This is a genomic window from Streptomyces sp. NBC_00075 (assembly GCF_045041225.1).
Classification (GTDB): Bacteria; Actinomycetota; Actinomycetes; order Streptomycetales; family Streptomycetaceae; genus Streptomyces; species Streptomyces adonidis.
This window is the reverse complement of the sequence record NZ_CP108243.1, coordinates 2755359-2770562: the sequence shown is the minus strand read 5'-3', so window position 1 is coordinate 2770562 and position 15204 is coordinate 2755359. Positions and strand designations below refer to the sequence as shown.

Sequence of the window (15204 nt, the reverse complement as noted above, 5' to 3'; positions counted from 1 at the left end):
GAATCGTCGGAGTCGGCGGTCGGACCGCTGGGGCTACAGCTTCGTCCACGCCTCCGTCAGCGTCGCGCGCAGGATCTGTTCGATCTCGTCGAACGTCTCCTGGTTGGAGATCAGCGGCGGGGCGAGCTGGACGACCGGGTCACCGCGGTCGTCGGCACGGCAGTAGAGGCCGTTCTCGAAGAGGGCCTTGGAGAGGAAGCCATAGAGGATACGTTCCGTCTCCTCCGCGTCGAAGGACTCCTTGGTCGTCTTGTCCTTGACCAGTTCGATTCCGTAGAAGAAGCCGTTGCCGCGGACGTCGCCGACGATCGGCAGGTCGTACAGCTTCTCCAGGGTCGAGCGGAACGCGCTCTCGTTGTCCAGGACGTGCTGGTTGAGGCCCTCGCGCTCGAACAGGTCGAGGTTGGCGAGGCCCACCGCCGCCGACACCGGGTGGCCGCCGAAGGTGTAGCCGTGCAGGAAGGTGTTGTCGCCCTTGTAGAAGGGCTCCGCGAGACGGTCGCTGATGATGCAGGCGCCGATCGGGGAGTAGCCCGAGGTCATGCCCTTGGCGCAGGTGATCATGTCCGGTACGTAGTCGAACTTGTCGCACGCGAACATCGTGCCGAGGCGGCCGAAGGCGCAGATGACCTCGTCCGAGACGAGCAGGACGTCGTGGCGGTCGCAGATCTCGCGGACCCGCTGGAAGTAGCCCGGCGGGGGCGGGAAGCAGCCGCCCGCGTTCTGGACCGGCTCCAGGAATACCGCGGCCACCGTGTCCGCGCCCTCGAAGAGGATCTCCTGCTCGATCTGGTCGGCGGCCCAGCGGCCGTACGCCTCCGGGTCGTCGCCGAAGAGCGGGGCGCGGTAGATGTTGGTGTTCGGGACCTTGTGGGCGCCGGGGACCAGTGGCTCGAAGGGGGCCTTCAGGGCGGGCAGACCGGTGATGGACAGGGCGCCCTGCGGGGTGCCGTGGTAGGCGACCGCGCGTGAGATGACCTTGTACTTGGTGGGCTTGCCGGTGAGCTTGAAGTACTGCTTGGCGAGCTTCCAGGCGGTCTCGACGGCCTCGCCGCCGCCCGTGGTGAAGAAGACCTTGTTGAGGTCGCCCGGCGCGTAGTCGGCCAGACGTTCCGCCAGCTCCACCGCCTTCGGGTGGGCGTACGACCACACCGGGAAGAAGGCCAGCTCCTGGGCCTGCTTGAAGGCGGCCTCGGCGAGCTCGACGCGGCCGTGTCCGGCCTGGACCACGAACAGCCCCGCCAGACCGTCGAGGTAGCGCCGGCCCTTGTCGTCGTAGATGTACGTGCCCTCGCCCCGGACGATCGTCGGGACGGGCGCGTTCTCGTACGACGACATGCGGGTGAAGTGCATCCACAGATGGTCGTACGCGGTGCGGCTGAGGTCCTTGGGGCTGTCGGATGTCGTCACGGTTATCGGGTTCCCCACATGTAGGTCTGCTTCTTGAGCTTGAGGTAGACGAAGCTTTCGGTGGAGCGCACGCCGGGCAGAGCCCGTATGCGTTTGTTGATGACGTCCAGCAGATGGTCGTCGTCCTCGCAGACGATCTCGGCGAGGAGGTCGAAGGAGCCCGCGGTCATCACCACGTACTCGACCTCCGACATGGCCGTGAGCGCGTCCGCCACCGACTCCGTGTCTCCCTCGACATTGATGCCGACCATCGCCTGCCTGCGGAAACCCACGGTGAGCGGGTCCGTGACGGCGACGATCTGCATCACGCCCTGGTCGAGCAGCTTCTGCACGCGCTGGCGCACGGCCGCCTCCGAGAGGCCCACCGCCTTGCCGATCGCCGCGTACGGCCGGCGGCCGTCCTCCTGGAGCTGTTCGATGATGCCGAGGGAGACGGCGTCCAGCTGGGGCGTGCCGTTCCTGGGCTCCCGGGCGTCCCTGTGCTCTGCGCTTCGACTGGCCACGCGCTCACTGTGCACGAGGGGTCGACGGTTTCGCAAGGCTCGATCGATGAAATTCGTTGTCGACGGGTGTCTGTCTTGCGGATTTCGCAGCCCATAGGGGATCGGGGGTGTTGAAAACGTCGGGCTGCGGAATAGGGTGGGTGTCTCAGTCAATGGACATCCGAGAGTCATTGGACACCTGAACTGGAGGGCCGGCAGTGAGCACCGAGCTGCGTCGTCTGCGCAACTACATCGATGGTGAGTTCCGGGACGCCGCCGACGGGCGGACCACCGAGGTGGTCAACCCCGTGACGGGCGAGGCGTACGCGACCGCGCCGCTGTCCGGGCAGCCGGACGTCGACGCCGCCATGGCGGCGGCCGCCGCCGCTTTCCCCGCCTGGCGCGACCAGACTCCGGCCGAGCGGCAGAAGGCCCTCCTGAAGATCGCGGACGCGTTCGAGGAGCGCGCCGAGGATCTGATCGCGGCCGAGGTGGAGAACACCGGCAAGCCGATCGGGCTCACCCGGTCCGAGGAGATCCCGCCGATGGTGGACCAGATCCGCTTCTTCGCGGGTGCGGCCCGGATGCTGGAGGGGCGCAGCGCCGGTGAGTACATGGACGGGATGACGTCGATCATCCGCCGGGAGCCGGTCGGGGTCTGCGCGCAGGTCGCGCCCTGGAACTACCCGATGATGATGGCCGTATGGAAGTTCGCCCCGGCGATCGCGGCCGGCAACACCGTGGTGCTCAAGCCGTCGGACACGACGCCCGCGTCCACGGTCCTCATCGCCGAGATCATCGGTTCGGTCCTGCCGAAGGGTGTCTTCAACGTCATCACCGGTGACCGTGAGACCGGGCGGCTGATGGTCGAGCACAAGACGCCCGCGATGGCGTCGATCACCGGTTCGGTGCGGGCCGGTATGCAGGTCGCCGAGTCCGCGTCCAAGGACCTCAAGCGCGTCCACCTGGAGCTGGGCGGCAAGGCGCCGGTCGTCGTGTTCGAGGACACCGACATCGCCAAGGCCGTCGAGGACATCTCGGTCGCGGGCTTCTTCAACGCGGGCCAGGACTGTACGGCGGCCACGCGCGTCCTCGTCCAGGAGTCCATCCACGACGAGTTCGTCGCCGCGCTCGCCAAGGCCGCCGCCGAGACCAAGACCGGGCAGCCGGACGACGAGGACGTGCTGTACGGGCCGCTCAACAACCCCAACCAGCTCAAGCAGGTCACCGGCTTTATCGAGCGGCTGCCCGCCCACGCGAAGGTCGAGGCGGGCGGTCACCGGGTCGGCGAGAAGGGCTACTTCTACGCCGCGACCGTCGTGTCCGGCCTGAAGCAGGACGACGAGATCATCCAGAACGAGGTCTTCGGACCGGTCATCACCGTCCAGTCCTTCACGGACGAGACGCAGGCCGTGGAGTGGGCCAACGGCGTGGACTACGCCCTCGCCTCGTCCGTGTGGACGAAGGACCACTCGCGCGCGATGCGGATGTCCAAGGTCCTGGACTTCGGCTGTGTGTGGATCAACACCCACATCCCGCTGGTCGCCGAGATGCCCCACGGCGGCTTCAAGAAGTCCGGCTACGGCAAGGACCTCTCGGGGTACGGGTTCGACGACTACACGCGGATCAAGCATGTGATGACGTCGCTCGACGGCTGACGGTCGGGTGGATCGGGTACGTGTGCGGCCCCGGGCGGGAGTTCTCCGTCCGGGGCCGCGTTGGGTCAGGACGCCTGCGTCCCCGCGTGGTCCGTGCGGGTGATCGCTCCGCAGTCCGGCGGGCCCGGCAGGTCGTGGTCGGGGGATCCGGGGAACTCGTCCTCGTCGGGGAAGGTGATGCCCGTCTTCTCCATGATGGGCGCGCACTTCTTCAGGGCCTTGCGGAAGGCGTCGAGATCGGTGCGGTTCCGGTCGCCGCGCTCGCCTCCCAGCTTCGCCTGGAGGCGGATCTCGCCGTCGTCGTCCTTGACGGCGTGGAAGCTCGGGAAGCGGGTCTGGCCCTCGTCGCGCATGCACGCGGCGAAGTCGTCGTTCGCCTCGTTGACGTCGTCGGGGGCGTTGTCGGTCGGCTCGTACTTGAGGCCGAACGCCTCGCCGCCGCGCGGTGGTTCGGGGGTTGTGGGCCCCGGCGTGCCGGTGGATCCGGATCCGGTCGCGGTGGTTCCGGTGGTTCCGGTCGCCGTGGCCGCCGTCGCGCTGACCGTGCCCAGCGCGACGACCGAGATCATGGCGCAGGCCAGGGCGAGACGCCGGGGGCGGGCCGCGAGTACGGGCATGGGTGCCTCCAGGTGGGGTCGTGGGTGGTGGTGATGTGATGTCGTGGGTGATGCGGGATCCACGGAAGCGCGCCGCCGGTTACAGCAGCGGAACGGGCGGACTTATCGCCCTGTAACCGGCCGCGCGCCACACTGACCGGCATGCGTGTGCTGGTGGTCGAGGACCACGAAGAACTCGCCGAGACCGTCGCCGCGGGCCTGCGCCGGGAGGGGATGGCGGTCGACCTCGCCTTCGACGGCCCGACGGCGCTGGAGCGCGCAGCGGTCAACGGCTACGACGTCGTCGTGCTCGACCGCGATCTGCCCGGCGTCCACGGCGACCAGGTGTGCCGGACGCTCGCCGGGGGCGGCAGCAGGGCGCGGGTGCTGATGCTGACCGCGTCCGGGACGGTGGCCGACCGGGTCGCGGGGCTCGGACTCGGTGCCGACGACTATCTGCCGAAGCCGTTCGCGTTCATGGAACTCGTCGCGCGGATACGGGCGTTGGCGCGCCGTGCGCAGCCAGCGTTGCCGCCGGTGCTGGTGAGCGGTGAGCTGCGGCTCGATCCTGCGCGGCGGGTCGCCACGCGGGCCGGGTGCCAACTGCCGCTCAGCCCGAAGGAGTTCGCCGTACTGGAGTTGCTGATGGGGGCGCGCGGGAGTGTGGTGTCCGCGGAGGAACTGCTCGAACGGGCCTGGGACGAGGCCGCCGACCCGTTCAGCCAGACCGTGAAGGTGACGGTGAGCCGGCTGCGGCGGAAGCTGGGGGAGCCGCCGCTGATCGAGACCGTCGAGCGGGCGGGGTACCGGCTGTGAGGTCCGTCGTCAGGGTGGCGCTGCGGGGGCCGCGCAGTATCCGGTGGCGGCTGACCCTGCTCTACAGCGCGTTGTTCGCGGTGGCGGGGGCGGTGCTGCTCAGCTTCACGTATGTGCTGGTGGCGAACTCCGAGCCCGGGGTGAGGGCCGGAAGTCCCGAGCCCCGGGACACGGTCGCCAAAGGCATCCCCGAACACCCTGACGCGCCCTTCGTCGCCCAGTACGTGCAGCAGCGGCTGTCGGTGCAACGGGACGAGCAGTTGCAGCAGTTGCTGATGGAGTCGGGGATCGCGCTGGCCGTGATGATCGTGGTGTCGGTGGCCCTGGGCTGGCTGATGGCGGGGCGGGTGCTGGATCCGCTGCGGACGATGACGGCCGCGGCTCGTCGTATCTCCGCCGACAACCTCCACGAGCGGCTCGCGGTACCCGGCCCCGACGACGAGCTGAAGGCGATGGCCGACACCTTCGACGCCGTACTCGCCAGGCTGGAGGGGGCGTTCGAGGCGCAGAAGCAGTTCGTCGCCAACGCCTCGCACGAGCTGCGCACCCCGCTCACTCTTCAGCAGGCCCTGGTCGACGTGGCGCTCGCCGACCCCGACGCGTCCGCCGGGACCCTGCGGGCCACCTGCGTACGGGTGCGTGCGGCGGGCCGGGAGCAGGAACGGCTCATCGACGCGCTGCTCACGCTGGCGCGCAGCCAACAGGGATTGGAGCGGCGGGAGTTCGTGGATCTGGCGGAGGTGGTGCGGGAGCGGTTGCCGGAGGCCGGTGGTGGACGTCCGTGTGTGGAGGCGGAGTTGGGGCCGGCGCCGCTGCTGGGGGATCCGCAGCTGATCGAGCGGCTGGTGGTCAATCTCGCCGACAACGCCGTGCGGCACAACTTGCCCGAGGGGGAGGGGAGTTGGGTGCGGGTGTGGACGGGGGTGGACGGTGGGTGGCCGGTTCTGCGGATCGAGAACAGTGGGGCGGTGATCGGGGCGGATGAGGTGCGGGGGTTGTTTCAGCCGTTTCGGCGGTTGGGTGGGGCGCGGGTGGTTCGGGCCCGGGGGGCCGGTGGGGCGGGGCTCGGTCTGGGGTTGTCGATCGTGGCCGCTGTTGTTGCCGCGCATGGGGGTGGGGTGGTGGCCTGGGCCCGGGAGGGGGGTGGGTTGGGGGTGGAGGTGCGGTTGCCTGCGGCGGCTCGGTTGACGCAGGGCTCGTGAGGGGGAGGGGGGCTGGGGTTGCGGGGAGGGTGCGGGCCCGTTGTGGCTTGTCGCGCCCACGCGGCGGAGCCGCATGATGTAACAGCCCCGCGCCCCTTTGGGGCGCTCGTGTGCACGGAGTGGCATGCTGCGCGCATGTCGGTGTCACGTGTCTCCGCCTCGCTCTCCCGCCGGTCCGTGCTGCGTGTGCTCGGTGCGGTCGGTGGAGGTGGGGTGCTTGCCGGGTGTGGTGTGCCTGCTGCTTATGTGGCTCCGGGGGAACGGGCCGGGGCCGATCTTTCTGTTCGGGACAAGCGGCTGATCTGGGCGAACTGGCCGCTCTACATCGACACCGACGACGAGGACACCACGCGGCGGCCCACGTTGGAGGGGTTCGAGAAGCGCACGGGGTTCAGCGTCGACTACGTCGAGGAGATCAACGACAACGACGAGTTCTTCGGGAAGATCAGCCCGGCGTTGATGAACCACCAGAGCACCGGCCGCGATCTCATAGTCATCAGCGACTGGATGTGCGCGCGGTTCGTGCGGCTGGGCTGGGTCCAGGAGATGGACCGGGCCCGGCAGCCGAACGTCACCAAGTACCTTGATCCACAGCTCCGTTCACCCGCCTTCGACCCCGGCCGCAAATTCACCGTGCCGTGGCAGTCGGGGATCACCGGTATCGCGTACAACCGCCGCAGGGTCGGCCGGGAGATCCGGCACGTCTCGGACCTGTGGGCGGACGATCTCAAGGGGCGCGTCACCCTGCTCTCCGGGCTGGACGAGGCGTTCGCGCTGCTCATGCAGGGCAACGGGGTCGACATCACCAAGTGGACCGCGGACGACTTCGAGCTGGTCTGCGAGCAGGTCGCCGCGCGGGTGCGCAGCGGGCACATCCGTCGCTTCACCGGCAACGACTACATCAAGGACCTCGCCAGTGGCGACGTACTCGCCTGTCAGGCGTACTCGGGCGACGTGATCCAGCTCCAGGCGGACGACCCGGACATCCGCTTCGTCGTCCCGGAGGAGGGCGCCGAGCTGTGGGCGGAGTCGCTGATGATCCCGAACCTGGCCCGGCACAAGGCGAACGCGGAAGCGCTGATCGACTACTACTACCGGCCCGAGGTCGCCGCCGAGCTGGCCGCCTGGGTCAACTACGTCTGCCCGGTGCCGGCCGCCCAGGACGTACTGGCGTCCTCCAAGGACGAGGACACGGCCGCCCTCGCCGAGGACCCGCTGATCTTCCCCGACACCGCCATGCGCGAGCGGCTCGCGATCGCCCGGGACATCACCGGGAAGGAGCGGGTGGAGTTCGCCAAGCGGTGGAATGTGATCGTGGGGTTGTAGCAGCGCCGCCCTGTGATGTTGTGACGAGGATTTTTGGTTGGCACATCGAGTGGCTGCTGTCTGTCGGATTGCGAGTTCTCCGTTGGCGCCGCGTCCGAGATTGCCCCTGGGGGTGCACCAGCGGCCATAGGTGTTCTGGCGGGGATCCTGGAGATGTCGTTCGCGGGTTCGGGGGCGGTGGATGACTGATCCGAGATCGTCGTCGTTCTCGTGCAGGCCCGCGGTTGCGAGAAGGAAGTGGGTCACGGCTTCGCCGACGGCGAGTTCGGTCGGGTCGATGAGGCCGTTGCATCACATGCAGCCGACGCCGGGGAAGACCAAGCGTGTGGCGGTGTGGATCTGCCCGACCTCACCGTTCGGGGACACGGGGATCTTCACGCCGACCTGAGTGGCGGGGATGAGGAACTCGTGGACGACGGCGTCGACCCGGTGCCGGGCCGAATGGCTGTCGGCGGCCAGGAAGATCCAGTCGCATCGCACCAGTTCACGTAGTGCCTCGGGGGCCTCAACCCGCTGTGGGACTGCGGCCGGACGGATCTGCGGATTCGCGCGGGTCGCGTTGCGGGCGGCAAGATCGGTTTTGAGCTTGCCGATATCGCCGCGCTCGGCTGCCAGCAGGCGCGGGCGGTTGGTCGCGTCGACGGTTTCGTTGTCGATGAGGACGAGATCCCCGACGCCGAGCCGGGCGAGTTCTTCGACGAGGATGCTGCCGACACCACCCAGGCCGACGACGGCGATGCGTAGCCGGGAAAGTGATTCTTGTCCGCGGTCGCCGAGAAGCCGCGCCTGCCGGTCCCACACAGGGTCGGAGGCTGCCCGCGGTGCGGGACTCGGTCGTCGCCGACGTCTTCGTACGGCTCTGCGACGTCGACGAGAAGGGCCGCTCGACCAACCTGTGCGACGGCCTGGTCAGCCTCACCGGTGCGGACGATCTCTCCCGCGCGGCCGTCCGGCTGTGGCCCACCGCCCACCGCTTCAGGCGCGGCCACCGGATCAGGGTCCAGGTCTCCAGCGGTGCCTTCCCCCGCTACGCCCGTAACCCCGGCACCGGCGAGCCAAGGGCCACCGCCACCACCCTCCACACCGCGGACCAGCGGGTCTTCCACGACCCCGAACACCCTTCGGCCGTGATCCTTCCGGTACGGCGGCCCGACTGAACACCCTCCGTCAGACGGCCGGAGCCAAGCTCACCTGTCACCTTGCCACTCCGCCCCCGGCAGCAGCCGCGACCCGGCCACCGTGAAGCCGATCCGGGCCCCGCCGCCCGGGCGAGGGCCCGCGGTCACCGTGCCGCCGTGGGCTTCGGCGACGTCGCGGACGATGGCGAGGCCGAGTCCGGAGCCGGGCAGGGCGCGAGCGGTGTCGGCGCGGTAGAAGCGGTCGAACACCCGGGGGAGCGCGGCGGCGTCGATGCCCGGTCCACGGTCGGACACGGTGACCGCTCCACGGCGGATGCGCACCTCGATGGGATCGTCGCCGTCGGGGTCGAACTTGGCGGCGTTCTCCAGCAGGTTGCCCAGCGCGCGTTCCAGGCCCTGCGGGCGGCCACGGACCACGGTGTCGTCGGCGTCGACATGGACCAGGCGACCGCTGCGCCGGTACACGCGCCGCGCGACACGGCGGGCCACCGCGGCCAGCTCCACGGCCTCCTCGGCCTCTTCCTGGCCGCCGGCCAGCGCCAGCTCCACGAGTTCCTCCACGAGGTGCGCGAGTTCGCCGGTCTCGCCCTCGACGTCGTCGAGGAGCCGGTCGCGGGCCTGTGGGGAGAGTTCGGCGACGCGACGCAGCACCGTAGCGTTGGTGCGCAGACTGGTGAGAGGGGTCCGCAGCTCGTGGGCGGCGTCGTGCACCAGTCTCTCCTGGGCGTCACGGGCGGCGGCGATACGCCCGAGCATCCTGCCGAACGACGTGGACAGTCGGCCCACTTCGTCCCGCCCGCCCGTCAGGTCCACGTGTCCGGGCACGGCACGGCCGTCGGCGCTGACCTCTTCGGCGGCCTCGGCCAGCCGTACCAGGCGCAGAGTGATGCGTCCCGCGAGCAGCACACCCGCGCAGGCCGCGACCAGCATGGCCACGAGGCTGACCCCCGCGATCTCCCTGGCCATACCGCCCAGGACACGACGGGTCTCGTCGATCCGGACGGCCACCTGTAGCGCGCCCCGGTTCCCGCCCAGAGCGGTGGTCAGCCGACGGTAGGTGCGGCCCGCCACGACCACCTCGGCGATGTCCGTGTCCCCGGCCCTGCCCGAGGCGGCCAGGGTTCGCCCGGTGTCGGACACCGGCAGCGGCACGCCAGGGCCACCGAGGCGGGTGACGGTTCCGTCGACGGCGACGGTCTGAAGGACCATCCGCCGTTCCGGCTCGTCTCCGGGACCGGGTCGGTCCGGCCCGGGATACAGCTCCGGTACCTGGGCGATCACCTCGGAGACCAGCGGCTGCCCTCCCCGTTCCTCGGCGTGCGCCAGCGCGACCGTGGCCGACCGCAGGGTCCGGTCGATCTCGGCGACGACCCGGTCGGAGGCGGCGCGATAACTCAGCGCTCCGACCAGCAGCGCCACCACGGCACCGATGGCGGCGAAGGCGAGCGCGAACCGCGTACGCAGGGTCATGGCCGCGCCGCGTACCCCACACCGCGCACGGTGTGGATCAGATCGGGCGCTCCGGCCGCGCCGAGCTTGCGCCGCAGATACCCGACGTAACCCGCCAGGTTCTTGGCGTCCACGCCGACGTCACGACCCCAGACCTGTTCGTAGAGCGTCTCGTGATCCAGCACGAGTCCCTCGTTGCGCACCAGGAGTTCCAGCAGGTCGAACTCGGTCCGGGTGAGGCGCACTTCCTCCTCGCCCCACCACACACGCCGGGCCACCGGAGAGATCCGCAGCGAGGCCATGCACAGAACCGTGCCGTCCCGCTCCGCGTCCTCGGTCTCCCGCACGGGCTTCGGTGTCAGGGCGGCTCTGCGTAGCAACGCCCGTAGCCGGGCCGTCAGTTCGGGCACCGCGAAGGGCTTGGGCAGGTAGTCGTCGGCACCGGCGTCGAGGCCGGCCGCCCGGTCCGGGGTGCGGGACCGGGCGGTGAGCATGAGGACCGGTGTGCGGTCACCGTCGGCGCGCAGTACGCGGCACACGGCCATGCCGTCGACATGGGGCATCATGACGTCGACGACCAGCACGTCGAAGGACTCCCGGCGGACCCGGGTCAGCGTCTCCACCCCGTCGGCGGCGGTGACGACGTCGTAGCCCTCCAACTCCAGTGCGCGCGCGAGGGATTCACGGACCGCGCGATCGTCGTCGGCGATGAGGACACGATCAGGCATCCGGGCATGATGGCACACCGCTTGCGAGCACCGGTTCGCATTCCGGGCACCGGTTCTCATCGAATTCCGGACCGGCTCCCGACCGGGTCTGAGATAGCTCGCGGAGCATGGGTCCGCACCTGAACCAACACCCCCCCCACAGGAGTCCCATGTTCTCCGTTCCCTTTCTCATGGCCGCACCGACCGCGTTGGATCGCAGGCGGATACGCGTACACCGCGCCGTGGCCGTCGCCGTGTGCCTCGGTCTCGGCGGCGCGGGCTGTGGCACCGTCGACTCGGCGTCGTCGCCGGCGGCGCTGACGAAGCCGAATCCGGTCCCGGCGTCCGCCCTGCGCACCGGCGCAGGCGGTGCGAACACGGCGCAGGTCGTGGCCGCCGCCAACGCGTTCCTCGCCACGCTGTCCGACGAGCAGAAGGACACCGCCCTCTACGACTTCGACGACCCGGCGAAGAAGACCGGCTGGTCCAACTTCCCGACACCCGTCGTCGAGCGCAACGGCCTGAAACTGGGCGACCTCACCGACACGCAGGAGGCCGCCGCCCTGAAGGTGATGGAGGCCGCGCTCAGCAAGAAGGGCTACGAGGAACTCGTCGAGATCCGCAAGGCCGACGACTATCTCGCCTCGCTCCCGGACACCGGCGGACCGGGCGGCGGCACCCCGACGGGCACCCCGACAGCCACCCCCACCGCGACGCCCACCGGTGGCGGCCGTCCCCCCGGCGGAGGCGGCGGCGCCAACTTCGGCTCGGAGTGGTACTACGTCTCCTTCTTCGGAACGCCCAGCAAGTCCGGGCAGTTCACGCTCCAGTACGGCGGTCACCACGCCGCCTACAACCTCACGTACGCCGGCGGCAGCGTGAGCATCTCGCCCACCCTCACCGCCGTGGAGCCGATGGAGTTCGACTGGGAGAACCTGTACTACGCCCCGCTGGAGGACAAGCGGACCGCCACGATCGCCGCGATCCAGTCCCTCACCGCCGAGGAGTTGACCGCCGCCGAGATCGACGGCAGCTTCGACGACCTGTACCTCGGCCCCGGCCACGACGGTCCCTTCCCCGCCCAGCCGGAGGGCGTCCTGGTCAGCAGCCTCACCAAGAAGCAGCGGGCGAAGGTCACCGCGATGCTCAGGGCGTGGGTCGACGACCTGGACGAGAAGGCGGCGGCTCGGCTGCTGGCCAAGTACGTCTCGGAGTTCGACGAGACGTACATCGGCTGGAGCGGCGGGACGACCCTGGACAACAGCCAGACCTACGTGCGGCTTGACGGACCGTCGGCCTGGATCGAGTTCTCCAACCAGCCGGGCGCGTCCACCGACGAGATCCACCAGCACACGATCTTCCGGGACGAGACCGCCGACTACGGCTGGGAATGACCTCCCGATGACATCCGTGCGCCGTCTCCTCTCCACCCTGCTGCTCACGGCGTTCCTGCTGGTCGGTGGCCTCGCGTCACCGGCCGGCGCCCACCCGATGAGCACCTCCGCGGTACTCCTCGACGTGCGTGACGACCACGTCGAGGGGGAGGTGCAGCTGCCGATCGACCGGCTGGCCATCGCCGTGCACCGCGAACTCACCTCCGCGAGCGTCCTCGGCGCCGACCGGTCGTTCCTCAGGGATTACACGGCCGGGCACATCGCCGCCGTCGGCGACGACGGCACCCCCTGGACGGTCACGCTCGGCACCCCGACGGTCCGTACGATCGACGCCACGGCCCATCTCGTCTACCCGCTGGAGATCCGCCCGCCCGACGGCCGTGTCACCGACTTCGACCTCCGCTACGACGTCGTCGTCGAGGAACTCGTCACCCACCGGGTCATCGCCACCGTCCGGTACGACTTCGACCGAGGCATCCTCAAAGCGGACGACGCCGAGACCCTGGGGGTCCTCGACCGGGACACCACCAGCCTCAACGTCCCCGCCGGGCAAGGGTCATGGCTGCGGGGCTTCGTCACCACCGTCGGTCTGGGGACGGAGCACGTCGGCGAGGGAGCCGATCACCTGCTGTTCCTCCTCATGCTGCTGGTCCCGGCCCCGCTGGTGGCGTCCGGAGGTCGGTGGCGCGCCGCCGGCGCGTCGAGGCGGCGGGTCGTCGTCCGCGTCGTGCACGTGGTCTCCGCGTTCGCCGCGGGCCACTCGCTCACCCTCGCCCTGGCGGCGGCCGGAGTGGTCCACGTACCGTCCCGCCCGGTGGAGACGCTGATCGCCTTCTCGATCGCGGTGTCGGCGGTCCACGCCATACGCCCCCTCGTGGCGCGCGGCGAGGTGCTCATCGCCGGTGGTTTCGGGCTCGTCCACGGGCTGGCGTTCGCCTCGCTCATCGGCGACCTCGGCCTGGACCGGGGATCCCTCGTCACCACACTGCTCGGCTTCAACCTGGGCATCGAACTGACCCAGTTGCTCGTCGTCGCACTGATCATGCCGTCACTGCTCGTCCTGGCCCGTACAGCCTGCTACCCGGCGTTCCGTCTCACCCTGGCCGCCCTCGGGCTGCTGTTCTCGGCCTCCTGGATGCTGGAGCGCGCGGCCCTGACGTCCGCCGACCCGTTCGAAGGCGTTCAGACCTGGCTGGTCGCCCACCCCTTGCTCGTCGCCGCGTCACTCGCGGCACTCGCCGTCGTCGCGCTGCGCCTGGCGCCGCGCACTTCTTCCACCGGGAGACTCACTTGAGCAAGCGAGAGAGCCAACCTGTTCGCGCCGGGCACCCGCACGTGGCCGCCGCAGCAGCGGCGGGCGACCCGGCCGGGCTCGGCCGCCGGGACTTCCTCGGACGCACCGTCGGCGCGACGGCCGGCGCGGCGCTGCTGGGCGGCCCGGCGGCGGCTCCGGCGTCGGCCGCGCCCGGGAGCACCTCCGGCAGCCCCGTGAAGACCCAGTCGGGTCGGGTCGTCGGAGTACCGGCCGCCCTCGACGGGATCACCGTCTACAAGGGCATCCCCTACGCGGCGTCCACCGCCGGGCAGAACCGCTGGCGTCCGCCGCAGCCGCCGCCGTCCTGGACGGGCGTCCGCACGGCCGACACCTGGGGCGCGGCCTGCCCCCAGCCGGTCACCGGCATCGCCGCCGACAAGGTGCCCCCGCTGAGCGAGGACTGCCTCAACCTCAACATCTGGACGGGCGCGGCGAGTTCGGGTGAGCGCCGCCCGGTCTTCGTCTGGATCTACGGCGGCCGCAACAGCGCGATGTGGGCCTCACAGCCGGTCTACGACGGCGCCAACCTGGCCGCCAAGGGCGCGGTGGTCGTCACCTTCAACCACCGGGTCGGCGCGTTCGGCAACCTCGCCCACCCCGAACTGAGCGCGGAGTCGGGGCACGGAGGCTCGGGCAACTGGGGCGTCCTGGACACGGTGGCGGCACTGCGCTGGATCCGGCGCAACATCGCCGCGTTCGGCGGCGACCCGGACCGGGTGACCCTGGCCGGCTGGTCGCACGGTTCGTCGTTCGTGAACATCCTGATGATCTCGAAGCTGGCCCGAGGACTGTTCCACCGGGCGTTGCCGGCGGCGGGCGTGCAGTACACCAAGGACCCGGCGCTCGGCCGGGTGGCGGGCGGCTACGACACCCTGCCGGTGGCCGAGGCCAACGGCACCGCGTTCGGCACCTACATGGGCGCCTCCTCGCTGGCCGGGCTGCGGGCGCTGTCGGCGGACGAGATCGTGGCGAAGGTCTACGCCCCCGGGGCACCGGCCGTCGGCACCGACTTCGGCAACGTCCTGGACGGTCATGTCCTGCCGACCGGCTACACCGCCGCCATGGAGTCCCGGACCGAGTACGACGTTCCGGTGTTCACCGGCAACAACAAGGACGAGAACGGCGCTTCGGTGACCCTGGCGATGACCGTCGCCCAGTTCGAGGCGTTCGCGGCGACGACCTTCGGTGACAAGGCCGCCGACTTCCTCGCGCTCTACCCCGCCACCACCGACACGGAGGCGGCGGCGCAGTACAACGCCTACGCGCGGGACGAGGAGCGCGTCTCCACCTTCCTGTGGGGAACCCAGTTCAGGAACACCGCGGGCAGCCGCAGCCCGGTCTACACCTACTGGTGGACGCACGCGCCGCCCGGCTCGGACACCACCAACCCGATCGAACCCGCGAACGGCGCCGGCGCCTACCACGGCGCCGAGAAGTACTACCTCTTCGGCAACCTCTACGGCACCGACCGGCCATGGACCGACGAGGACCATGCCATCGCCGACACCACCTCCTCCTACGTGGCGAACTTCGCCGCCACGGGCAACCCCAACGGGCGCTCACTCCCGGCCTGGCCCGCCCTGCGCACGACGAGGCCGCTCTCGATGGAACTCGGCGACACCTTCGCGCCCCGCGCGGCGGCGGACACGGACGCCAGGTACGTCTTCCTGAAGAGCTACTTGGAGTCGCAGAAGACGGAGTACTGAGCAG

14 protein-coding genes are annotated in these 15204 nt (G+C 70.1%); 8 read left to right on the top strand and 6 right to left on the bottom strand.

All coding sequences use genetic code 11. The features are described 5' to 3' along the window. Positions 1-33: 33 nt before the first annotated feature. Entirely contained in the window at positions 34-1428 is a 1395-nt protein-coding gene (locus OG787_RS11655; RefSeq protein ID WP_405535109.1) for an aspartate aminotransferase family protein, read from the bottom strand. After that, positions 1413-1928: an Lrp/AsnC family transcriptional regulator gene (locus OG787_RS11650; RefSeq protein ID WP_369033207.1), complete on the bottom strand. Its 516-nt coding sequence runs from the start codon at positions 1926-1928 to the stop codon at positions 1413-1415. Before OG787_RS11650 ends, OG787_RS11655 begins: the two co-directional genes overlap by 16 nt. Before the next feature lie 182 nt (positions 1929-2110). On the opposite strand from OG787_RS11650, the gene OG787_RS11645 reads away from it, so the two are divergent. Then, positions 2111-3550 (top strand): gamma-aminobutyraldehyde dehydrogenase, encoded by a 1440-nt coding sequence (locus OG787_RS11645; protein WP_369033206.1) that lies wholly within the window; start codon positions 2111-2113, stop codon positions 3548-3550. A 65-nt stretch (positions 3551-3615) separates the two neighbouring features. On the opposite strand, the gene OG787_RS11640 is transcribed toward OG787_RS11645, so the two are convergent. After that, a complete protein-coding gene (locus OG787_RS11640) occupies positions 3616-4167 on the bottom strand; it encodes a hypothetical protein (RefSeq protein ID WP_369033205.1) in 552 nt (183 codons plus the stop codon). Between the two features lie 141 nt (positions 4168-4308). Here OG787_RS11640 and OG787_RS11635 point away from each other — a divergent pair, with 141 nt between their 5' ends. From OG787_RS11635 to OG787_RS11625, 3 genes are all read left to right on the top strand, one after another. Next, positions 4309-4962 (top strand): response regulator transcription factor, encoded by a 654-nt coding sequence (locus OG787_RS11635; protein ID WP_369033204.1) that lies wholly within the window; start codon positions 4309-4311, stop codon positions 4960-4962. Continuing rightward, positions 4959-6164: a sensor histidine kinase gene (locus OG787_RS11630; RefSeq protein ID WP_405535108.1), complete on the top strand. Its 1206-nt coding sequence runs from the start codon at positions 4959-4961 to the stop codon at positions 6162-6164. Before OG787_RS11635 ends, OG787_RS11630 begins: the two co-directional genes overlap by 4 nt. Positions 6165-6299: 135 nt before the next feature. After that, positions 6300-7490 carry a spermidine/putrescine ABC transporter substrate-binding protein gene (locus OG787_RS11625; protein WP_405535107.1) on the top strand — a complete coding sequence of 397 codons (1191 nt, stop codon included), beginning with the start codon at positions 6300-6302 and terminating at the stop codon, positions 7488-7490. 291 nt (positions 7491-7781) lie between these two features. Here OG787_RS11625 and OG787_RS11620 read toward each other — a convergent pair whose 3' ends face one another. Continuing rightward, positions 7782-8291, bottom strand: coding sequence for a ThiF family adenylyltransferase (locus tag OG787_RS11620; RefSeq protein ID WP_405535106.1), 510 nt, complete (start codon positions 8289-8291; stop codon positions 7782-7784). A 20-nt stretch (positions 8292-8311) separates the two neighbouring features. Here OG787_RS11620 and OG787_RS11615 point away from each other — a divergent pair, with 20 nt between their 5' ends. Further along, positions 8312-8647, top strand: coding sequence for a CocE/NonD family hydrolase (locus tag OG787_RS11615; RefSeq protein ID WP_405535105.1), 336 nt, complete (start codon positions 8312-8314; stop codon positions 8645-8647). Between the two features lie 30 nt (positions 8648-8677). Here OG787_RS11615 and OG787_RS11610 read toward each other — a convergent pair whose 3' ends face one another. Both OG787_RS11610 and OG787_RS11605 read right to left on the bottom strand, forming a co-directional pair. Further along, the gene (locus tag OG787_RS11610) at positions 8678-10099 is read right to left on the bottom strand and encodes an ATP-binding protein (protein WP_405535104.1); all 1422 of its coding nucleotides are present in this window, start codon (positions 10097-10099) and stop codon (positions 8678-8680) included. Further along, positions 10096-10806, bottom strand: coding sequence for a response regulator transcription factor (locus OG787_RS11605; RefSeq protein WP_369033198.1), 711 nt, complete (start codon positions 10804-10806; stop codon positions 10096-10098). Before OG787_RS11605 ends, OG787_RS11610 begins: the two co-directional genes overlap by 4 nt. A 149-nt stretch (positions 10807-10955) precedes the next feature. Between OG787_RS11605 and OG787_RS11600 the strand changes: the two genes are divergently transcribed. From OG787_RS11600 to OG787_RS11590, 3 genes are read left to right on the top strand one after another with little or no spacing between them, the layout of a single operon-like run. Continuing rightward, positions 10956-12179: a DUF3500 domain-containing protein gene (locus OG787_RS11600; protein WP_405535103.1), complete on the top strand. Its 1224-nt coding sequence runs from the start codon at positions 10956-10958 to the stop codon at positions 12177-12179. Between the two features lie 7 nt (positions 12180-12186). Further along, on the top strand, positions 12187-13473 hold the full coding sequence (locus tag OG787_RS11595) for a HupE/UreJ family protein (RefSeq protein WP_369033196.1): 1287 nt from the start codon (positions 12187-12189) through the stop codon (positions 13471-13473). Next, the gene (locus OG787_RS11590; RefSeq protein ID WP_405535102.1) at positions 13470-15200 is read left to right on the top strand and encodes a carboxylesterase/lipase family protein; all 1731 of its coding nucleotides are present in this window, start codon (positions 13470-13472) and stop codon (positions 15198-15200) included. Before OG787_RS11595 ends, OG787_RS11590 begins: the two co-directional genes overlap by 4 nt. The last annotated feature ends 4 nt before the right edge of the window (positions 15201-15204 follow it).